The 17,703-nt window shown below is 64.9% G+C and carries 29 protein-coding genes and 1 pseudogene; all 30 read right to left on the reverse strand.

The window, feature by feature from the left end; genetic code table 11:
* Nucleotides 1-121: 121 nt before the first annotated feature.
* Complete coding sequence (gene rplQ / locus ASF08_RS06960) at nucleotides 122-532, reverse strand: 50S ribosomal protein L17 (RefSeq protein ID WP_018044203.1); 411 nt, start codon at nucleotides 530-532, stop codon at nucleotides 122-124.
* A gap of 196 nt (nucleotides 533-728) precedes the next feature.
* On the reverse strand, nucleotides 729-1,748 hold the full coding sequence (locus ASF08_RS06965) for a DNA-directed RNA polymerase subunit alpha (protein ID WP_018044204.1): 1,020 nt from the start codon (nucleotides 1,746-1,748) through the stop codon (nucleotides 729-731).
* Between the two features lie 119 nt (nucleotides 1,749-1,867).
* On the reverse strand, nucleotides 1,868-2,743 hold the full coding sequence (locus ASF08_RS06970; RefSeq protein WP_056143071.1) for an MBL fold metallo-hydrolase: 876 nt from the start codon (nucleotides 2,741-2,743) through the stop codon (nucleotides 1,868-1,870).
* 45 nt (nucleotides 2,744-2,788) lie between these two features.
* Nucleotides 2,789-3,178, reverse strand: coding sequence for a 30S ribosomal protein S11 (rpsK, locus tag ASF08_RS06975; RefSeq protein WP_018044206.1), 390 nt, complete (start codon nucleotides 3,176-3,178; stop codon nucleotides 2,789-2,791).
* 171 nt (nucleotides 3,179-3,349) lie between these two features.
* Nucleotides 3,350-3,718, reverse strand: coding sequence for a 30S ribosomal protein S13 (rpsM, locus tag ASF08_RS06980; RefSeq protein ID WP_018044207.1), 369 nt, complete (start codon nucleotides 3,716-3,718; stop codon nucleotides 3,350-3,352).
* A 211-nt stretch (nucleotides 3,719-3,929) separates the two neighbouring features.
* A complete protein-coding gene (locus tag ASF08_RS06985; protein WP_056143074.1) occupies nucleotides 3,930-4,532 on the reverse strand; it encodes an adenylate kinase in 603 nt (200 codons plus the stop codon).
* Nucleotides 4,533-4,648: 116 nt separating this feature from the next.
* Entirely contained in the window at nucleotides 4,649-5,986 is a 1,338-nt protein-coding gene (gene secY / locus ASF08_RS06990; RefSeq protein ID WP_018044209.1) for a preprotein translocase subunit SecY, read from the reverse strand.
* Between the two features lie 149 nt (nucleotides 5,987-6,135).
* On the reverse strand, nucleotides 6,136-6,633 hold the full coding sequence (rplO, locus tag ASF08_RS06995; RefSeq protein ID WP_018044210.1) for a 50S ribosomal protein L15: 498 nt from the start codon (nucleotides 6,631-6,633) through the stop codon (nucleotides 6,136-6,138).
* An 11-nt stretch (nucleotides 6,634-6,644) separates the two neighbouring features.
* Nucleotides 6,645-6,836 carry a 50S ribosomal protein L30 gene (rpmD, locus tag ASF08_RS07000; protein ID WP_018044211.1) on the reverse strand — a complete coding sequence of 64 codons (192 nt, stop codon included), beginning with the start codon at nucleotides 6,834-6,836 and terminating at the stop codon, nucleotides 6,645-6,647.
* A 12-nt stretch (nucleotides 6,837-6,848) separates the two neighbouring features.
* Entirely contained in the window at nucleotides 6,849-7,436 is a 588-nt protein-coding gene (rpsE, locus tag ASF08_RS07005) for a 30S ribosomal protein S5 (RefSeq protein ID WP_018044212.1), read from the reverse strand.
* Nucleotides 7,437-7,529: 93 nt separating this feature from the next.
* Complete coding sequence (rplR, locus tag ASF08_RS07010) at nucleotides 7,530-7,892, reverse strand: 50S ribosomal protein L18 (RefSeq protein WP_018044213.1); 363 nt, start codon at nucleotides 7,890-7,892, stop codon at nucleotides 7,530-7,532.
* 12 nt (nucleotides 7,893-7,904) lie between these two features.
* Nucleotides 7,905-8,438: a 50S ribosomal protein L6 gene (rplF, locus tag ASF08_RS07015; protein WP_018044214.1), complete on the reverse strand. Its 534-nt coding sequence runs from the start codon at nucleotides 8,436-8,438 to the stop codon at nucleotides 7,905-7,907.
* A gap of 22 nt (nucleotides 8,439-8,460) precedes the next feature.
* A complete protein-coding gene (gene rpsH / locus ASF08_RS07020) occupies nucleotides 8,461-8,856 on the reverse strand; it encodes a 30S ribosomal protein S8 (RefSeq protein WP_018044215.1) in 396 nt (131 codons plus the stop codon).
* A 12-nt stretch (nucleotides 8,857-8,868) separates the two neighbouring features.
* Entirely contained in the window at nucleotides 8,869-9,174 is a 306-nt protein-coding gene (gene rpsN, locus ASF08_RS07025) for a 30S ribosomal protein S14 (protein ID WP_018044216.1), read from the reverse strand.
* A 39-nt stretch (nucleotides 9,175-9,213) separates the two neighbouring features.
* Nucleotides 9,214-9,780 (reverse strand): 50S ribosomal protein L5, encoded by a 567-nt coding sequence (gene rplE, locus ASF08_RS07030; RefSeq protein ID WP_018044217.1) that lies wholly within the window; start codon nucleotides 9,778-9,780, stop codon nucleotides 9,214-9,216.
* On the reverse strand, nucleotides 9,773-10,090 hold the full coding sequence (gene rplX, locus ASF08_RS07035; protein WP_018044218.1) for a 50S ribosomal protein L24: 318 nt from the start codon (nucleotides 10,088-10,090) through the stop codon (nucleotides 9,773-9,775). Before rplX ends, rplE begins: the two co-directional genes overlap by 8 nt.
* Nucleotides 10,090-10,458, reverse strand: coding sequence for a 50S ribosomal protein L14 (rplN, locus tag ASF08_RS07040; protein WP_018044219.1), 369 nt, complete (start codon nucleotides 10,456-10,458; stop codon nucleotides 10,090-10,092). Before rplN ends, rplX begins: the two co-directional genes overlap by 1 nt.
* A 538-nt stretch (nucleotides 10,459-10,996) precedes the next feature.
* A complete protein-coding gene (gene rpsQ / locus ASF08_RS07045; protein ID WP_018044220.1) occupies nucleotides 10,997-11,263 on the reverse strand; it encodes a 30S ribosomal protein S17 in 267 nt (88 codons plus the stop codon).
* A gap of 10 nt (nucleotides 11,264-11,273) precedes the next feature.
* The gene (gene rpmC, locus ASF08_RS07050) at nucleotides 11,274-11,489 is read right to left on the reverse strand and encodes a 50S ribosomal protein L29 (RefSeq protein ID WP_018044221.1); all 216 of its coding nucleotides are present in this window, start codon (nucleotides 11,487-11,489) and stop codon (nucleotides 11,274-11,276) included.
* 12 nt (nucleotides 11,490-11,501) lie between these two features.
* Nucleotides 11,502-11,915 carry a 50S ribosomal protein L16 gene (gene rplP / locus ASF08_RS07055; RefSeq protein ID WP_056143077.1) on the reverse strand — a complete coding sequence of 138 codons (414 nt, stop codon included), beginning with the start codon at nucleotides 11,913-11,915 and terminating at the stop codon, nucleotides 11,502-11,504.
* A 49-nt stretch (nucleotides 11,916-11,964) separates the two neighbouring features.
* Nucleotides 11,965-12,705, reverse strand: coding sequence for a 30S ribosomal protein S3 (gene rpsC, locus ASF08_RS07060; protein ID WP_018044223.1), 741 nt, complete (start codon nucleotides 12,703-12,705; stop codon nucleotides 11,965-11,967).
* A gap of 10 nt (nucleotides 12,706-12,715) precedes the next feature.
* On the reverse strand, nucleotides 12,716-13,102 hold the full coding sequence (gene rplV / locus ASF08_RS07065) for a 50S ribosomal protein L22 (protein ID WP_018044224.1): 387 nt from the start codon (nucleotides 13,100-13,102) through the stop codon (nucleotides 12,716-12,718).
* A gap of 1 nt (nucleotide 13,103) precedes the next feature.
* A complete protein-coding gene (gene rpsS / locus ASF08_RS07070; RefSeq protein WP_018044225.1) occupies nucleotides 13,104-13,382 on the reverse strand; it encodes a 30S ribosomal protein S19 in 279 nt (92 codons plus the stop codon).
* 5 nt (nucleotides 13,383-13,387) lie between these two features.
* Entirely contained in the window at nucleotides 13,388-14,224 is an 837-nt protein-coding gene (gene rplB, locus ASF08_RS07075) for a 50S ribosomal protein L2 (protein WP_018044226.1), read from the reverse strand.
* A 25-nt stretch (nucleotides 14,225-14,249) separates the two neighbouring features.
* Nucleotides 14,250-14,546 carry a 50S ribosomal protein L23 gene (locus ASF08_RS07080; protein WP_018044227.1) on the reverse strand — a complete coding sequence of 99 codons (297 nt, stop codon included), beginning with the start codon at nucleotides 14,544-14,546 and terminating at the stop codon, nucleotides 14,250-14,252.
* Nucleotides 14,543-15,163, reverse strand: coding sequence for a 50S ribosomal protein L4 (gene rplD, locus ASF08_RS07085; RefSeq protein WP_027172970.1), 621 nt, complete (start codon nucleotides 15,161-15,163; stop codon nucleotides 14,543-14,545). Before rplD ends, ASF08_RS07080 begins: the two co-directional genes overlap by 4 nt.
* Nucleotides 15,163-15,906, reverse strand: coding sequence for a 50S ribosomal protein L3 (gene rplC / locus ASF08_RS07090; RefSeq protein WP_018044229.1), 744 nt, complete (start codon nucleotides 15,904-15,906; stop codon nucleotides 15,163-15,165). Before rplC ends, rplD begins: the two co-directional genes overlap by 1 nt.
* Before the next feature lie 50 nt (nucleotides 15,907-15,956).
* Nucleotides 15,957-16,265: a 30S ribosomal protein S10 gene (rpsJ, locus tag ASF08_RS07095; RefSeq protein WP_018044230.1), complete on the reverse strand. Its 309-nt coding sequence runs from the start codon at nucleotides 16,263-16,265 to the stop codon at nucleotides 15,957-15,959.
* 85 nt (nucleotides 16,266-16,350) lie between these two features.
* A pseudogene (tuf, locus tag ASF08_RS23870) lies at nucleotides 16,351-16,488 on the reverse strand (elongation factor Tu); the annotation flags it as partial.
* Nucleotides 16,489-16,519: 31 nt separating this feature from the next.
* A partial coding sequence (gene tuf, locus ASF08_RS07100) for an elongation factor Tu (RefSeq protein WP_056143080.1) occupies nucleotides 16,520-17,703 on the reverse strand: 1,184 nt, incomplete at its 5' end.

Below are 17,703 nucleotides of genomic sequence, written 5' to 3' on the forward strand. Positions count from 1 at the left end.
CCCCCGTGCCTCCGCTCAGGAGGTTTCGTGCGGGGACCGAGCCGATGGTCCGGGTGACGCGGGCAAGAAAAAAGGCGGCCCAGGGGCCGCCTTTCTGCCGTCGGATAGGGGGAGCCGAGGCTTACGCCGCGTCGGAGACCTGCGACGGACCCGAATCCAGGCCGCGGGCATCCACGTCGCGGTCGACGAACTCGATCACGGCGAGCGGCGCGTTGTCGCCGTAGCGGAAACCGGCCTTCATGATGCGGCAATAACCACCCGGACGGGCGTTGTAGCGCGGGCCGAGGACGGCGAAGAGCTTGCGGACCATGGCCTCGTCGCGGATCTGCGACATGGCGAGGCGGCGCGTGTGCAGGCTGTCGATCTTGCCCAGGGTGATGAGCTTCTCGATGACCGGACGCAGATCCTTGGCCTTCGGCAGCGTGGTGATGATCTGCTCGTGCTTGATCAGCGCGGCGGACATGTTGGCGAACATCGCCTTGCGGTGTTCGGTGGTGCGGTTGAAGCGACGACCGCGAAATCCATGACGCATCTGGCTGTTCCTTGCTTATCTGGCCGCCGTGCCACGGTACGGCCGAGCGCCCCATGATCGGGACTGTTCATTCCGCATGACCCCGCGGCGGGATTCTTTGGGAGTTCGCGTTTGCGCGAACCCCCGACGTGTCGGCCAAACAAACGGCGCCGGGATGCGCCCGTAAGGTTCGGCCCGAGGCGGCTTCGCCTCCGCCTCAGTAATGCTCTTCGAAGCGCTTGGCGAGATCTTCGATGTTCTCCGGCGGCCAGCCGGGGATGTCCATGCCGAGGTGGAGACCCATCGCGGCCAGGACTTCCTTGATCTCGTTGAGCGACTTGCGGCCGAAATTCGGAGTGCGCAGCATCTCGCCCTCCGACTTCTGGATGAGGTCGCCGATATAGACGATGTTGTCGTTCTTCAGGCAGTTCGCCGAACGGACCGACAGTTCGAGCTCGTCGACCTTCTTGAGCAGGGCCGGATTGAAGGGGAGCTGCGGCGCGAGCGGCTGCGCCTCTTCCTTGCGGGGCTCCTCGAAGTTCACGAACACCTGGAGCTGGTCCTGGAGGATGCGCGCGGCGTAGGCCAGCGCGTCCTCCGGCGACACGGCGCCGTTGGTCTCGATCGTCATCGTCAGCTTGTCCTTGTCGAGATCCTGGCCCTCGCGGGTGGTCTCGATGCGGTAGGACACCTTGGTGACCGGCGAGAACAGGGCGTCCACCGGGATCAGGCCGATCGGCGCGTCCTCGGGGCGGTTGCGCTCGGCCGGGACGTAGCCCTTGCCGGTGGCGACGGTGAACTCCATCCGGATTTCGGCGCCGTCGTCGAGGGTGCAGATGACGAGTTCGGGATTGAGGATCTGGATATCGCCGACGGCGGCGATGTCGCCGGCGGTGACGGTGCCCGGACCGGTCTTGCGCAGGGTGAGGCGCTTGGGCGCTTCGGTCTGCGACCGGATCGCGATGGTCTTGATGTTGAGGACGATGTCGGTGACGTCCTCACGCACGCCGGGGATCGACGAGAACTCGTGCAGCACGCCGTCGATCTGGACCGAGGTCACGGCCGCGCCCTGGAGCGACGACAGGAGAACGCGGCGCAGGGAGTTGCCGAGGGTAGTGCCGAAGCCGCGCTCGAGGGGCTCGGCGACGACGGTGGCGACCCGCTTGGGGTCATGCCCGGTCGAAACCTGGAGCTTGTTCGGCTTGATGAGCTCTTGCCAGTTCTTCTGTATGACCACGGTCCTACCTCTCGCACTTCCGACACGAGCCACTGCAGTGGTCGGTCCTTGAGCCCTCCCCGCGCATCGCCTTGCACGGCTCGGTCTCGAAAATCATGTGCCCGCGAAGTGGCGGGCGGTTAGTGGGCCGCGACCCAGAGTTCCGGGACGAAGCTGTAGGCCCCGCCCTCCCGCGCCACGTAGCCGAGCGCCGGAAATTCCAGATGGCCGCCGGTGACGAAGGTTCTCTCGCTCGAGACCTCATCCAGCATCCGCTTGCGCACGGCTCTCGCCCGATCCGGATCCACGTCGAAGACCATCGTGGCCTCCGGTCGCTTGAACTGGATCGCCGGCAGATGGACGATATCCGCCCACATCAAGAGGGACGCCGAGCCCGACACGATCCGAAAGCCGGTATGACCCGGCGTATGCCCCGGTAAAGGAACCGCCGTGATGCCCGGAAGGACCTCACCATCGGTCATCGTCCGCACGCGGCCGGCATAGGGGGCCACCGCCTTCTGCGCGTTCTCGAAATACGGCCGGGCTCCCTCGGGAGCCCGTGAGATCGCGTCGTCCGCCAGCCAGTGAGCGGTCTCGGCCTGATGCAGGACGAGTTCGGCATTGGGATAGGCGGCCGAACCGTCCTTATGGATCAAGCCACCGGCATGATCGGGATGGAGATGCGTGAGCAGCACCGTCTCGATATCGCTCGGGCTGACCCCCGTCGCAGCGAGTGCTGCCGGAATGTGACCGAGCGTGTCGCCACCGAAATGACCCATGCCCGAATCGATGAGGATCGGCTTCCGGCCGGGCGCCTCGATCAGGTAGGCGTTGAGCGTGATCCGAGGAGCCTGCGCACGAAAGCCGGCCGCCTGAAGCGAACCGGCCTCGTCCGACCCGATCCCGGTGACGAGATCGAGGGAGCCTTGAAGGTAACCGTCATTCAGAACGGTGACGGTCAGATCGCCAAGGCTCCAGCGTAGAACGCCGGGGAGCGCCTTCACGGCATCGGGCACACGTTTCTCCGCTTTCACACCAAAGGGCCGAGTGACGAACCGGTATCAGACGCGACGACGCTTGCGCGGACGGCAGCCGTTATGCGGGATCGACGTCACGTCGCGGATGGAGGTCACGGTGAAGCCGGCCGCCTGCAGCGCGCGGAGCGCCGATTCACGGCCCGAACCGGGACCGGACACCTCGACCTCGAGGGTCCGCATGCCGTGCTCGGAAGCCTTGCGGGCCGCGTCCTCGGCGGCGACCTGGGCGGCGTAAGGGGTCGACTTGCGCGAGCCCTTGAAGCCCATGGCGCCGGCGGACGACCAGGAGATGGTGTTGCCCTGCGCATCGGTGATGGTGATCATCGTGTTGTTGAACGAGGCGTTCACATGGGCGACGCCCGACACGATGTTCTTGCGTTCGCGGCGGCGAATGCGGGTTGCTTCCTTGGCCATTGTCTCTCGTCTCGTCCTTCAGGCGCGCCCGTCATTCCAGGCGCTCGGGATTTTTGCGGTATCGGCGGCGCGGATCTGGATGACCGAGCCGCCATACGGGCTGCCGATAGCGGGCCACCCGGCGCGACAGACGGGAGGCGGAGCGAAAAGCTGCCTCCCAATCTTATAAAATTACTTCTTCTTGCCGGCGATCGGCTTCGACTTGCCCTTGCGGGTGCGCGCATTGGTATGCGTACGCTGACCACGGACGGGCAGATTGCGGCGGTGACGCAGGCCACGGTAGCAGCCGAGATCCATCAGACGCTTGATGTTCATCGACACTTCACGGCGCAGATCGCCCTCGACGATGTAGTCGCGGTCGATCGTCTCGCGGATCGACAGCACTTCGGCGTCGGTCAGCTGGTTCACGCGGCGCTCGGCGGGGATGCCCACCTTGCCGGTGATCTCTTCGGCCTTCTTCGCGCCGATGCCGTGGATGTACTGGAGCGCGATGACGACGCGCTTGTTGGTCGGGATGTTGACGCCTGCGATACGGGCCAAGGTCTCACTCCATTGGGCGCTCGGACGCTGCGGTCCGGCCCTGCTGTGTCACGCGCGTCCGGTGGAGGCCGGCCCCTGCGCGCCGCCCATAACGACAAATCGGCCCGCAGCGCCTCTTGAACGAAGGCACTCCAGACCCATCACGCATGGACGAATAGGGGCCTGCTAGCGCGACCCGACAATATTGTCAACGACCACCGAGCCGACGATTTCAGGATGCGGTGGTGCTGGCCAGAGGTTCGAGGAGAGCCATCACCTCGCTCGTCACCTCGTCCACCGGCTTCATGCCGTCGACGGTCCGAAGCATGCCGAGGCTCGCATAATAGGCCGAGAGCGGCGCCGTCTGCGCGCGGAAGGCGGAAAGGCGCGTCTTGAACACTTCGGGCGTGTCGTCCTTGCGGACGGGTTCCCCGCGTGCGGCGGTCTCGGCGGCGCGCTTGGCGATGCGCCCGACGAGGATCTCCTCGTTCACAGCGAACTCGACGACCGTATCCAGCTGCAGGTTCTTCTCGGCCAGCATCCTGTCCAGGGCCGCAGCCTGCTCCACCGTGCGGGGGAACCCGTCGAGGATAAAGCCGGGGCGGGCATCCGCCTCTTCGATCCGGTCGGCCACGATTCCGACCACGACGGAATCCGGAACCAGTCCACCGCTCTCCATGATCGACTTCGCTTCGAGGCCGACGGGGGTACCGGCGGCCACGGCCGCGCGCAGCATGTCACCCGTGGAAAGCTGCGGAATGCCGAAACGCTCGACGATCCGGGCCGACTGGGTTCCCTTACCGGCTCCAGGTGGTCCGAGCAGAATGATCCGCATAGCGTCGTTGTCCTCGTCCGGTAGCCGCGTCGGGCGTTGGGGTTCTGGCGTTCAGGGCACGGAGAAGACGATGCCTGCCGGCATCGTCCTGGTCGATCGGCGTCGTCTGGGGCGCCTCAGCGGCGCCGGGTGGCGCCGCGCAGCTTCGCCTTCTTCACGAGGCCCTCATACTGGTGGGCCATCAGATGTCCATGCACCTGGGCCACCGTATCCATCGTCACCGAGACGACGATGAGAAGCGAGGTGCCGCCGAATCCGAGGCTCGCCGATGCGTAGGAGGCCAGGATCTCCGGCACAAGGCAGACGAAAGTCAAATACAGGGCGCCGATCAGCGTGATGCGCGTCAGCACCTTGTCGATGAAGGTGGCGGTCCGCTCGCCCGGACGGATGCCGGGAATGAAGCCGCCCTGCTTCTTCAGGTTGTCCGCCGTCTCCTGCGGATTGAAGACGACCGCCGTGTAGAAGAACGCGAAGAAGATGATCAGCGCCGCGTAGAGAACCATGTAGAGCGGCCGGCCATGGCCGAGATAGGTCGTGATGGTGGCCAGCACCCCGGTGCCGCCGTTATTGGCCGAGAAGCTCGCCACGGTGGCGGGCAGCAGGAGCAGCGACGAGGCGAAGATCGGCGGGATGACGCCGGCGGTGTTCAGCTTCAGCGGCAGGAACGAGGTCTGGCCCTCGTACATGCGGTTGCCGACCTGGCGCTTGGGGTAGTTGATGAGAAGCCGGCGCTGGGCCCGCTCCATGAACACGATGAAGTAAACGAGGACGATGGCCGCCAGGCCGACGCCGAGGATCACGGCGGCGGACAGCGCACCGGTCCGGCTCAGTTCGAGCGCACCCACGATGGCGGTGGGCAGATGGGCGACGATGCCGGCGAAGATGATGAGGGAGGAGCCGTTGCCGATGCCGCGCGACGTGATCTGCTCGCCGATCCACATCAGGAACAGGGTTCCGCCCGTGAGCGTGATGACGGTGGACAGGATGAAGAACGGGCCGGGATCGATCGCGGCGCTCGAACTCTGGAGGCCGAAGGCGATGCCCCAGCTCTGGACCAGCGCCAGCACCACCGTGAGATAGCGGGTATACTGGTTGATGACCTTCCGACCGGATTCCCCCTCCTTCTTCAGCGTCTCCAGGCTCGGGATCACCGAGGTGAGAAGCTGAATGATGATGGAGGCCGAGATGTACGGCATGATGTTGAGGGCGAAGATCGCCATGCGCTCGACGGCACCGCCGGAGAACATGTTGAACAGCCCGAGGACGCCGCCGGCCTGCTGCTGGAAGTTCCGCGCGAACTGCTCGGGGTCGATGCCGGGAATCGGGATGTAGGTGCCGAGGCGGAACACCACGAGCGCACCCAGCGTGAACCAGATGCGCTTCTTGAGCTCGTCGGCCTTGGCGATGGCCCCGAAATTGAGGTTCGCGGCAAGCTGCTCGGCGGCTGAGGCCATGGCACCCGTTCCTGAGATAGATCCAGATTGGGGGTTGAAGCACCCCCGAACAAACTGAAACGGCGGCCACGCGCAGGTCGCACGGGCCGACGCTCAGAGCTTCGACTTAAAGTCTGCCCCGACGCTACGCAACAGCGGCGTCGGAAGACTTATTCCGCGGCAGGCTTGCCGCGGGTGGAGATGCCGGCACCGTAAGCGACGTTGACCGTGCCGCCGATCTTCTCGACAGCCTCGACCGCCGACTTCGACGCGCGGGTGACCTCGAAGGAGAGCTTCGCGGTCAATTCGCCGACGCCGAGCAGCTTCACGCCGTCACGGGGACGGGCGATGATTCCGGCGGTGACGAGGGACTCAACCGTGACGACCGCCGAAGCATCGAGACGGCCGGCATCGACAGCCTGCTGGACGCGACCGAGGTTCACCTCGTTCAGGTCCGTGGAATACAGATTGTTGAAGCCGCGCTTGGGCAGGCGACGGTGAAGCGGCATCTGGCCGCCCTCGAAGCCCTTGATCGAGACGCCGGTACGGGCCTTCTGACCCTTGACGCCGCGACCAGCGGTCTTGCCCTTGCCGGAGCCGATGCCCCGGCCGACGCGCATCCGATTCTTGGTCGCGCCGTCGTTATCGTGGATTTCGTTCAGTTTCATGATGCCCTCCCTCAGGCCGCGTCGTCGAGGACGCGCACGAGGTGGTGCACCTTGCGGATCATTCCGCGCACGGAGGGAGTATCCTCCAGCGTGGCCACCCGGTGCAGCTTGTTGAGCTTGAGGCCGATCAGCGTCGCACGCTGGTCGCCCTCGCGGCGGATCGGCGAGCCGATCTGCTCGACGCGGAGAGTCTTCGTTGCCATTGCACCCTCCCCTTAAGCGACTGCGGCTTCGGACAGGTCGGACGGATCGGCATCGCGGCGGCGAGCCTGAAGCGTCGACACCTTGAGACCCCGACGGGCCGCGACGGCGCGCGGGCTGTCCTCGTTCTTCAGCGCCTCGAAGGTGGCGCGGACGAGGTTGTAGGGGTTCGACGAGCCGAGCGACTTGGCCACGACGTCCTGCATGCCCAGCGTCTCGAAGACGGCGCGCATCGGGCCGCCGGCGATGATGCCGGTACCCTGGGGAGCGGCGCGCAGGATGACCTTGCCGGCGCCGTGACGTCCGTAGACGTCGTGATGGAGGGTGCGGCCCTCGCGCAGGGCGACACGGACGAGACCGCGCTTGGCGGCTTCCGTGGCCTTGCGGATGGCTTCCGGCACTTCACGTGCCTTGCCGTGGCCGAAGCCGACGCGACCTTTCTGATCGCCAACGACGACGAGGGCGGCGAAACCGAAGCGACGGCCACCCTTCACCACCTTGGCGACGCGGTTGATGTGGACGAGCTTGTCCACGAATTCGCTGTCGCGCTCCTCGCGCTCATCGCGGCGGCCGCGGCCACCGCCTTCCCGTTCACGTGCCATGTTTGAATCCTGTCTCACTGACGCGGGCGGCGGAGCCCGCTCGCTTGATAGCTTGTCCGAGGGACGGCCTGTGCCGCCCCTCCCCGCCTGGTCTTAGAACTCGAGGCCACCCTCACGGGCGGCGTCGGCGAGCGCCTTGACGCGCCCGTGATAGATGTAGCCCGAACGGTCGAAGATCACCTTGGTGACTCCGGCGGCCTTGGCGCGCTCGGCGACGAGCTTGCCGACTGCCGCGGCCGCTGCCGTATCGGCACCGGTCTTCAGGCCCGAGCGGAGATCCTTGTCGAGGGTCGAGGCGGCGGCGAGGGTCTTGCCCTCGGCGTCGTCGATGACCTGAACGTAGATCTGCTTGGAGGAACGGAACACCGAGAGCCGGGGCCGTCCATTCGCCGCCGCCCGCAGCGCGCGGCGCACACGCGCCTTGCGGCGGTCGAGTGCATCGATTTTGCGTGACATGATGGCCGGCCCTTACTTCTTCTTGCCTTCCTTGCGGAAGATGAACTCACCCGCGTACCGCACGCCCTTGCCCTTGTAGGGCTCGGGACCGCGATAATCGCGAATCTCGGCTGCCACCTGTCCCACCACCTGCCGGTCGATGCCGGAGATGACGATCTCGGTGGGCTTGGGCACCGCGATCGTGATCCCGACCGGGATCTCGTACTCGATGTCGTGGCTGTAGCCGAGGGAGAGCTTGAGGGCCTTGCCGGCCATGGCGGCACGATAGCCGACGCCGGTGATCTCGAGCTTCTTCTCGAACCCCTTGGAGACGCCCTCGACGAGGTTCGCCACCTGAGCCCGGGAGGTGCCCCACAGCGAGCGGGCCTCCTTGGTCTGGTTCTTGGGCAGCACCGAGACGGCGCCGTCCTCGAACTTCACGTCCACCACATTGGGGACGACATATTTGAGCTCACCCTTGGAGCCCTTCATCGTTACCGTCTGACCGGTCACCGTGGCCGTCACACCGGACGGGACGGGAACGGGCTTCTTGCCTACGCGAGACATTGCCTTTCCTCCAAGTCCGAGATCAGAACACCTTGCAGAGCACTTCGCCGCCGACGTTGCGCTCACGCGCCTCGTGGTCGGCCATGACGCCCTGCGGGGTGGACACGATGGTGACGCCGAGGCCATCGGCGACGCGGGGAAGTTCGGTCACGGCCGAATAGACACGGCGGCCGGGCTTCGAGACGCGCTGGATCGAGCGGATGACGGGCTGGCCGTCATAGTACTTGAGCTCGATCGAGAACTCGGTGCGGCCGTTGCCGAAATCGGTCGTGGCGTAATCGCGGATGTAGCCCTCGGCCTTGAGGACGTCGAGAACGCTCGCACGGAGACGCGAGCCGGGCGTCTGAACGACGTTGCGGCGGCGCATCTGACCGTTGCGGATGCGGGTGAGCATATCACCCACGGGATCGTTGACCATGGTGTCTGCTCCTTACCAGCTGGACTTGACCAGACCGGGGATGAGACCCCGATTGCCAAGTTCCCGAAGCGCCACGCGCGAGATGCCCATCTTGCGGTAGAAAGCGCGGGGACGTCCCGTGATGCCGCAACGGTTGCGGACCCGGGTCGCCGACGAGTTGCGGGGCAGTTCCGCGAGCTTGAGGCGCGCCTCGAAGCGCTCCTCCATCTCGAGGCCTTCGTTGTTGGCCGTGGCAAGGAGGGCCTTACGCTTGGCGGCGAACCGCTTCACGAGTTCCTTGCGGTGGTTGTTCTTCTCGACTGAGCTTTTCTTTGCCATGTCTCTCTCCAGTGTCCGCGTCTAAGCGCTTTTCAGCACTTACTGCCGGAACGGGAATCGGAATTGCGAGAGGAGCGCGCGTGCCTCGGCATCGGTGCGAGCCGACGTCTGGATCACGATGTCCATGCCCCAGGTGGCATCGGCCTTGTCGTAGGAAATCTCCGGGAACACCAGGTGCTCCTTGAGGCCCAACGCGTAGTTGCCGTTGCCGTCGAACGAACGGGGGTTCAGACCGCGGAAGTCACGAACGCGCGGGAGCGCGATGGTGATCAGGCGGTCCATGAACTCGTACATCCGGTGCTTGCGCAGGGTGACCTTGCAGCCGATCGGCATGCCTTCGCGGACCTTGAAGGTCGCGATGGCCTTGCGGGCCTTGGTGATGACCGGCTTCTGGCCGGCGATCAGAGCAAGGTCGCCGGCGGCGACGGTGGCCTTCTTGGAATCGGCGGTGGACTCGCCGACGCCCATGTTGATCACGATCTTCTCGATGACCGGAACCTGCATGGGGTTCTTGTAGCCGAACTCTTCGATCAGCTTCTGGCGGACGACCTCATCGTAATGCTTGCGCAGACGAGGGGTGTACGCGTCGTTGTTCTTCTCAGCCATCGATCAGATCCCCCGAGCGCTTGGCGAACCGGACCTTGCGGCCGTCGTCGAGAATGCGGAAACCAACGCGCGTCGGCTGACCGTCCTTGGGGTCGGCGATCGCGATGTTGGACAGATGAATCGCGGCTTCCTTGGAGATGATGCCGCCTTCCTGGTTCTGCGTCTGCTTCTGGTGCTTCTTGACCAGATTGACCCCGCGCACGAGCGCACGGTCTTCCTTCGGCATCACCTGGATAACCTCGCCGGAGCGACCCTTGTCGCGTCCGGTGAGAATGACGACCTTGTCGCCCTTCTTGACTTTGGCAGCCATCACAGCACCTCCGGAGCGAGCGAGATGATCTTCATGTGGTTCCGGGCGCGCAACTCGCGCGGCACGGGTCCGAAGATACGGGTGCCGATCGGCTCTTTCTGATTGTTGATCAGGACAGCGGCGTTCTTGTCGAACCGGATCACGGATCCGTCGGCGCGCTTCACTTCCTTGGCGGTGCGAACGACGACGGCTTTCATGACGTCGCCCTTCTTTACGCGGCCGCGGGGAATGGCCTCCTTCACCGAGACGACGATGATATCGCCGACACCGGCATACTTGCGCTTCGACCCGCCGAGAACCTTGATGCACATCACGCGACGCGCACCAGAATTGTCGGCGACGTCCAGATTCGTCTGCATCTGGATCACGAGAGTGACCTTTCCTTGTTTCAGACGGGTTTCCGCACACGGACGGTATTGTCCGGCGGACGACGTCTGATGGGGATCTGATGTCCCCGGCTCATATAGAAGGACCGCGCATTCGGCGTTTCTCAACGCCGGCGCGGTCACCGCGGTCCAGGGTGCGAACACCCTTTTGCATGTCGCGAAGGACGGCCTATTACTAGAGAGGGAAGCGCGGCGCAAGAGCAAAGACGCGCAGCTGCGCTGCAGACGACAATCCAGGACGGGTCTTCATCGAAAGGTCCGACCGGTCGTATCCGACGCCGGGAGCCATCCTGATTCGCACCGTTGATGACGAGCGTGGGAGAGCGGAACTGAATGCTCGGCGGATTTGAGCAAGTGTTCGCGGTCGAAGCCATCTGATTCGGTGACGCTCGATCAGTCGGATAGGGCGACCGACAAGAAGTCATGCACCTCGGCGAATCGCTCGTTCTTCCCGGCTAGGCACAAGACGCAAAAAAGCGGGCGCAGAAGCTGCGCCCGCTTTAACAAAACTGCATCGGTCTCACGCTTCGGCGGAAGGTGCTTCCACGGCGGCTGCGCCACCTTCGATGAGCTTCCAGGTCTTAGTCTTCGAGAAAGGACGGCATTCCTCGATCGACACGGTCTGGCCGACCTTGGCAATGTTGGTCTCGTCGTGGGCGTGATAGTTCTTCGAACGACGGACGGTCTTCTTCATCACCGGATGGGTGAAGCGACGCTCCACCTTCACGACGATGGTCTTCTCGCCCTTGTCGCTGACGACGACGCCCTGCAATACGCGCTTCGGCATGGTGTACTCCTCAGGCCTGCGCGGACTTCAGCGTCTTCTGACGCTGGAGAGTGCGAACGCGGGCGATATCGCGGCGGACCTCACGGACGCGGGCGACGTTCTCGAGCTGGCCGGTGGCGCCCTGGAAGCGCAGGTTGAACTGCTCCTTCTTCAGGTTCAGCAGCTCATCGTTCAGCTGATCGGGCGACAGGGCGGCCAGATCCGACTGTCTCTGTGACGACTTCATGATCCCCTCCCCTTAGTCAGCGATGCGCTGAACGACGCGCGTGCGGATCGGGAGCTTCGCCGCACCGAGGCGCAGGGCCTCTTTGGCGATGTCCTCGGCGACGCCGTCGACTTCGAACATGATACGTCCGGGATGCACGCGGGCAGCCCAGAACTCGGGTGCACCCTTACCGGAGCCCATGCGGACTTCGGTGGGCTTCGCCGTGACCGGAACGTCCGGGAAGATCCGGATCCAGACACGGCCCTGGCGCTTCATCTCACGGGTGATCGCGCGGCGGGCCGCCTCGATCTGACGTGCGGTGATGCGCTCGGGCTCGATGGCCTTCAGGCCAAACGTCCCGAAATTGAGGTCGAAGCCGCCCTTGGCCGCACCGTGGATGCGACCCTTGAACTGCTTACGGAACCTGGTCTTCTTGGGTTGCAACATGGCAGCCTCTCAACACCTTCTATGGCTAACGGGCGTACGCGATCACGCCTCAGGCGTGTTCGCGCCGGCCGCGCTCGCGGCCACCCTCGCCATCGCGCTCGCGACGTCCGCCCGAACGGCCGCCTTCTTCCTGAGCGCGCTTGTCCTGCGCCATCGGGTCGTGCTCGAGGATTTCGCCCTTGAACACCCACACCTTGATTCCGCACGTCCCGTAGGTCGTGAAGGCGGTCGCCACGCCGTAATCGACATCCGCGCGCAGGGTATGCAGTGGGACGCGACCTTCGCGGTACCATTCCTGACGAGCGATCTCAGCGCCGCCGAGGCGACCCGAGCAATTGATCCGGATGCCTTCGGCACCGAGACGCATGGCCGACTGCACGGCGCGCTTCATGGCACGACGGAAGGCGACACGACGCTCGAGCTGCTGGGCGATCGAATCGGCCACCAGGGTGGCATCGATCTCGGGCTTGCGCACCTCGACGATGTTGATCGTCACGTCGGCCTTGGTCAGGGTGCCGACGAGCTTGCGCAGCTTCTCGATATCCGCGCCCTTCTTGCCGATCACCACGCCCGGACGGCCCGAGTGGATGGTGACGCGGCACTTCCGGTGCGGACGCTCGATGACGATCTTGGACACGGCAGCCTGCTTCAGCTGCTTCATGAGGGCGGCGCGGATGGCGACGTCCTCGTGCATGAGTTTCGCGTATTCACCCTTCTGGGCGAACCAGCGGGAGTCCCAGGTCCGGTTGATACCGAGCCGCAGACCGATCGGATTGACTTTCTGGCCCATCAGGTCCTCCTCACGCCGCTTCGGCGGTCGGGACTTCGCGCACCACGATGGTGAGGTTCGCGAAGGGCTTCAGGATGCGGGCGCCGCGGCCACGGGCACGAGCGTGGAAACGCTTGAGCACGAGTGCCTTGCCGACGAAGGCCTCGGAGACGACGAGATCGTCGACATCGAGGTCATGGTTGTTCTCGGCATTGGCGATGGCGCTCTCGAGGCACTTCTTGACCTCGCGGGCGATCCGCTTGCGGGAGAATTCCAGGTCGGCCAGAGCCGACTCGACCTTCTTACCGCGGATGAGTTGCGCAACGAGATTGAGCTTCTGAGGGCTCACGCGCAGCATGCGCGCGACGGCCTTCGCCTCGTTCTCGGGGAGCGCGCGGGGGGTGGCTTGCTTGCCCATCTCAGCGCCTCTTCGCCTTCTTGTCGGCTGCGTGGCCGTGGAAGGTACGGGTCGGCGAGAACTCGCCGAACTTATGACCGACCATCTCCTCGGACACGTAGACCGGGATATGCTTCTGTCCGTTGTGCACACCGAAGGTGAGCCCGACGAACTGCGGCAGGATCGTGGAGCGACGGCTCCAGATCTTGATGACTTCGTTGCGGCTGGATCCGCGAGCGGTCTCAGCCTTCTTGAGGAGGTAGCCGTCGATGAACGGCCCCTTCCAGAGCGAGCGTGCCATGAGGGTTACTTCTTGCGGTTGTGACGGCTGGCGAGGATGAAGACGTCGGTCCGCTTGTTCGAGCGGGTCTTCTTCCCCTTGGTGGGCACGCCCCAGGGCGTGACCGGGTTACGGCCGCCCGAGGTACGACCCTCACCGCCGCCGTGCGGGTGATCGACCGGGTTCATGGCAACGCCGCGAACGTGCGGGCGCTTGCCGAGCCAGCGATTGCGGCCGGCCTTGCCGAGCGAGATGTTCATGTGGTCCGGGTTCGACACCGCACCGACACTGGCGAAGCAATTGCCGTGGACCAGGCGCTGCTCACCCGAGTTCAGACGCAGGGTGACGTATCCCTGGTCACGTCCCACGATCTGAGCGTAGTTCCCGGCGGAGCGGGCGATCGCGCCGCCCTTACCGATCTTCAGCTCGACATTGTGGACGATCGTGCCCACCGGCATGTTGCCCACCGGGCCGGCATTGCCCGGCTTGATGTCGACCTGCTCGGCGGCGATCACCTTGTCGCCCGGCGACAGACGCTGGGGAGCCAGGATGTAGCTCTGCACGCCGTCGGGGAACGTGATCAGCGCGATGAACGCCGTGCGGTTGGGATCGTACTCGATCCGCTCCACGGTGGCGGCCACGCCGAGCTGCTCGCGACGCTTGAAATCGACGTTGCGCAGGGTGCGCTTGTGCCCACCGCCGCGGAAGCGGACGGTAATGCGACCGAGGTTGTTGCGGCCGCCGGACGACGACTTGCCCTCGGTGAGTTTCTTGACCGGCTTGCCCTTGTAGAGCTCACGGCGGTCGACGAGCACGAGCTGGCGAAGGCTCGGCGTGACCGGTTTGAATGTCTTCAAGGCCATCGGCTTGATCCTAACGCTTTTCGTGTCAGAGCCCGGTCGTGACGTCGATCGTTTCACCCTCGGCGAGGGTCACGATCGCTTTCTTCACGTCCGAACGCTGTCCGCGAAGCCCGCGGAAAATCTTCTTCTTGCCCTTGGTGACGAGCGTGTTCACGCCCGTGACCTTGACGTCGAACAGCTTCTCGACCGCCTCTTTGATCTGCGGCTTGGTTGCCTTCGGGGAAACCCGGAAGACGACCTTGTTCTGCTCGGTGAGGTTCGTCGCCTTCTCGGTGATGACCGGGGAGACGATGATGTCGTAGTGGCGCGGATCGGCACTCATTTGAATCGCGCCTCCAGCGCATCGATCGCTGCGCGCGTCAGCACGAGCTTGTCGCGACGCAGGATGTCGTAGACGTTGATGCCCTGGACCGGCAGGACGTCGATCTGCGGGATGTTGCGGGCGGCGCGACCGAAGTTCACGTCGACCTCGGCACCGCTGATGATCAGCGCGCTGGACAGGCCCATCTTCTCGAAGCGCTCGACCAAGTTACGGGTCTTGCCGTCGGCGAGAGTCACGTCGTCCACGATGATGAGGGTCTCGGCCTTCACCTTGGCGGACAGGGCGTGACGGAGAGCCAGGGCGCGGACCTTCTTGGGCAGGTCGTGAGCATGGCTGCGCACGACCGGACCGAAGGCACGTCCACCGCCGCGGAACTGCGGAGCGGAGGCGGCGCCGTGACGAGCGTTACCGGTGCCCTTCTGCTTGTACAGCTTCTTGCGCGTGCGGTTGACGTCCGAGCGGTTCTTGACCGCATGGGTGCCGGCCTGACGCTTGGCGAGCTGCCAGCGCACCATGCGCTGGAGAAGGTCGGCGCGGGGCTCGAGACCGAAGATGGTCTCGTCCAGGTCGATGGACCCGGCGCCGTCGCCGTCGAGAGTGGTGATATCGAGCTTCATCACGCGTTCTCCTCGGAAGCGGGAGCCTCGGGAGCCGGAGCTTCGGTGGCGGGAGCAGCGGAAGAACCGTTTTCACGGAACTTGCCCGGCTGCGGCACGTCGGCGGGGAGCTTGCGCTTCACCGCGTCGCGGATCTGGATCCAGCCGCCGGCGACACCGGGAACGGCGCCTTCGACGAGGATGAGGCCACGCTCGGGATCCGTGCGCACGACGCGCAGGTTCTGGGTCGTGACCCGGTCGACGCCCATGTGACCGGGCATCTTTTTGTTCTTGAAGGTCTTGCCCGGGTCCTGGCGGCCACCGGTCGAACCGATCGAACGATGCGAGATGGACACGCCGTGGGTGGCGCGCAGACCACCGAAGTTCCAGCGCTTCATACCACCGGCGAAGCCCTTACCCGTGGTCGTGCCCGTCACGTCGACGAACTGGCCGGGGATGAAGTGGTCGGCGGTGATTTCGGCACCGACCGGGATCAGCGCGTCCTCGGACACGCGGAACTCGGCGAGCTTCTGCTTGGGCTCGACCTTGGCGACCGCGAACCGGCCGCGCTCGGCAGCCGACACGTTCTTCACCTTGGCCTTGCCGACGCCGACCTGAAGGGCGACGTAGCCGTTCTTCTCGACGGTACGGTGGGCGACCACCTGGCATTGATCGATTTTAAGCACTGTCACGGGGACATGTTCGCCAGCATCCGTAAAGATGCGGGTCATGCCGACCTTCTGTGCAATGACGCCTGAGCGCATAGGTGTCTCCCTCGCGCGATTCTACGGTAAGCTCTAAATCCCCGCGGGACTTAGAGCTTGATCTCCACGTCCACGCCGGCGGCGAGGTCGAGCTTCATCAGCGCGTCCACGGTCTGCGGCGTCGGATCGACGATATCGAGGACGCGCTTGTGGGTGCGCATCTCGAACTGCTCGCGCGACTTCTTGTCGATGTGCGGCGAGCGGTTGACGGTGAACTTCTCGATATGCGTCGGAAGCGGGATCGGACCACGAATGGTCGCGCCGGTGCGCTTGGCCGTCGACACGATCTCGCGGGTCGAGGCATCGAGGATGCGATGATCGAACGCCTTGAGGCGAATGCGGATATTCTGACCGTTCATGACCTGAAACCTTGGCGGGACTTAAGAAGGGGCGGGCGCGAGGACCCGCCCCTCTGTCGATCCCAGCAGACTGAGCGTACCGAACTTAATCGTTGATGGCTGCGACGACGCCTGCGCCGACGGTGCGACCGCCTTCACGGATGGCGAAGCGGAGCTTCTCTTCCATGGCGACGGGGACGATGAGGGTGACGTCCATGGTGACGCTGTCACCGGGCATCACCATCTATGGTGATGCCCGGTGGAGCGTACCGAACTTAATCGTTGATGGCTGCGACGACGCCTGCGCCGACGGTGCGACCGCCTTCACGGATGGCGAAGCGGAGCTTCTCTTCCATGGCGACGGGGACGATGAGGGTGACGTCCATGGTGACGCTGTCACCGGGCATCACCATCTCGGTGCCCTCGGGCAGTTCGCAGACACCGGTCACGTCGGTGGTGCGGAAGTAGAACTGGGGCCGGTAGTTGGTGAAGAACGGGGTGTGGCGACCGCCCTCCTCCTTGGTGAGGATGTAGGCCTCGGCCTTGAACTTGGTGTGGGGCTTGACCGAGCCGGGCTTGCACACGACCTGGCCGCGCTCGACGTCCTCGCGCTTGGTGCCGCGCAGGAGCACGCCGACATTGTCGCCGGCCTGGCCCTGGTCGAGCAGCTTGCGGAACATCTCGACGCCCGTGACCGTGGTGGTCTGGGTGTCGCGGATGCCGACGATCTCCACGGTCTCGCCGACCTTGACGATGCCGCGCTCGACGCGGCCCGTCACCACGGTGCCGCGGCCCGAGATCGAGAACACGTCCTCGATCGGCATCAGGAACGGCTTGTCGATCGGACGCTCCGGCTGCGGGATGTAGGCGTCCACCGACTCCATCAGCTTCAGCACGGCGTCGTGGCCGACGGCCTTGTCGCCGTTGTCGAGGGCGACCTTGGCCGAGCCCTTGGTGATCGGGATGTCGTCGCCGGGGAAGTCGTACTTGGAGAGGAGCTCGCGCACCTCCATCTCGACGAGCTCGAGGAGCTCCTCGTCGTCGACGAGGTCGACCTTGTTGAGGAACACCACCAGSGCCGGCACGCCGACCTGACGGGCGAGCAGGATGTGCTCGCGGGTCTGCGGCATCGGGCCGTCGGCGGCCGACACGACCAGGATCGCGCCGTCCATCTGSGCSGCACCSGTGATCATGTTCTTCACGTAATCGGCGTGGCCGGGGCAATCGACGTGGGCGTAGTGACGGTTGGCCGTCTCGTACTCGACGTGAGCCGTCGAGATCGTGATGCCGCGGGCCTTCTCCTCGGGGGCCTTGTCGATCTGGTCGTAGGCCGTGAACGTCGCGCCACCCGACTCCGCCAGGACCTTCGTGATCGCCGCCGTCAGCGACGTCTTGCCGTGGTCGACGTGACCGATCGTGCCGATGTTGCAGTGCGGCTTGGTGCGAGATCGGAAGAGCG

Source organism: Methylobacterium sp. Leaf85 (assembly GCF_001422125.1).
Classification (GTDB): Bacteria; Pseudomonadota; Alphaproteobacteria; order Rhizobiales; family Beijerinckiaceae; genus Methylobacterium; species Methylobacterium bullatum.

What these genes read in the sequence shown, in the direction of transcription:
- rplE (WP_018044217.1), bottom strand. Translation starts at nt 9,780, where the DNA reads ATGGCTGAGAAGAACAACGACGCGTACACCCCTCGTCTGCGCAAGCAT.
- rplX (WP_018044218.1), bottom strand. Translation starts at nt 10,090, where the DNA reads ATGGCTGCCAAAGTCAAGAAGGGCGACAAGGTCGTCATTCTCACCGGA.
- rpmC (WP_018044221.1), bottom strand. Translation starts at nt 11,489, where the DNA reads ATGAAGTCGTCACAGAGACAGTCGGATCTGGCCGCCCTGTCGCCCGAT.
- rplQ (WP_018044203.1), bottom strand. Translation starts at nt 532, where the DNA reads ATGCGTCATGGATTTCGCGGTCGTCGCTTCAACCGCACCACCGAACAC.
- ASF08_RS06985 (WP_056143074.1), bottom strand. Translation starts at nt 4,532, where the DNA reads ATGCGGATCATTCTGCTCGGACCACCTGGAGCCGGTAAGGGAACCCAG.
- rplF (WP_018044214.1), bottom strand. Translation starts at nt 8,438, where the DNA reads ATGTCTCGCGTAGGCAAGAAGCCCGTTCCCGTCCCGTCCGGTGTGACG.
- rpmD (WP_018044211.1), bottom strand. Translation starts at nt 6,836, where the DNA reads ATGGCAACGAAGACTCTCCGCGTCGAGCAGATCGGCTCGCCGATCCGC.
- rplB (WP_018044226.1), bottom strand. Translation starts at nt 14,224, where the DNA reads ATGGCCTTGAAGACATTCAAACCGGTCACGCCGAGCCTTCGCCAGCTC.
- rpsC (WP_018044223.1), bottom strand. Translation starts at nt 12,705, where the DNA reads ATGGGCCAGAAAGTCAATCCGATCGGTCTGCGGCTCGGTATCAACCGG.
- rplO (WP_018044210.1), bottom strand. Translation starts at nt 6,633, where the DNA reads ATGAAACTGAACGAAATCCACGATAACGACGGCGCGACCAAGAATCGG.
- rpsK (WP_018044206.1), bottom strand. Translation starts at nt 3,178, where the DNA reads ATGGCCAAGGAAGCAACCCGCATTCGCCGCCGCGAACGCAAGAACATC.
- rplV (WP_018044224.1), bottom strand. Translation starts at nt 13,102, where the DNA reads ATGGGCAAGCAAGCCACCCCCCGCGCGCTCCCCGAGAACGAGGCGAAG.
- rpsJ (WP_018044230.1), bottom strand. Translation starts at nt 16,265, where the DNA reads ATGAACGGTCAGAATATCCGCATTCGCCTCAAGGCGTTCGATCATCGC.
- rplC (WP_018044229.1), bottom strand. Translation starts at nt 15,906, where the DNA reads ATGCGCTCAGGCGTCATTGCACAGAAGGTCGGCATGACCCGCATCTTT.
- rpsQ (WP_018044220.1), bottom strand. Translation starts at nt 11,263, where the DNA reads ATGCCGAAGCGCGTATTGCAGGGCGTCGTCGTCAGCGACAAGGGCGAG.
- ASF08_RS07080 (WP_018044227.1), bottom strand. Translation starts at nt 14,546, where the DNA reads ATGAGTGCCGATCCGCGCCACTACGACATCATCGTCTCCCCGGTCATC.
- rplD (WP_027172970.1), bottom strand. Translation starts at nt 15,163, where the DNA reads ATGAAGCTCGATATCACCACTCTCGACGGCGACGGCGCCGGGTCCATC.
- rpsH (WP_018044215.1), bottom strand. Translation starts at nt 8,856, where the DNA reads ATGGTCAACGATCCCGTGGGTGATATGCTCACCCGCATCCGCAACGGT.
- rpsS (WP_018044225.1), bottom strand. Translation starts at nt 13,382, where the DNA reads ATGGCACGCTCGCTCTGGAAGGGGCCGTTCATCGACGGCTACCTCCTC.
- rplR (WP_018044213.1), bottom strand. Translation starts at nt 7,892, where the DNA reads ATGTCACGCAAAATCGATGCACTCGACCGCCGCAAGGCGCGTGTGCGC.
- secY (WP_018044209.1), bottom strand. Translation starts at nt 5,986, where the DNA reads ATGGCCTCAGCCGCCGAGCAGCTTGCCGCGAACCTCAATTTCGGGGCC.
- rpsE (WP_018044212.1), bottom strand. Translation starts at nt 7,436, where the DNA reads ATGGCACGTGAACGGGAAGGCGGTGGCCGCGGCCGCCGCGATGAGCGC.
- rpsN (WP_018044216.1), bottom strand. Translation starts at nt 9,174, where the DNA reads ATGGCAAAGAAAAGCTCAGTCGAGAAGAACAACCACCGCAAGGAACTC.
- rplP (WP_056143077.1), bottom strand. Translation starts at nt 11,915, where the DNA reads ATGTTGCAACCCAAGAAGACCAGGTTCCGTAAGCAGTTCAAGGGTCGC.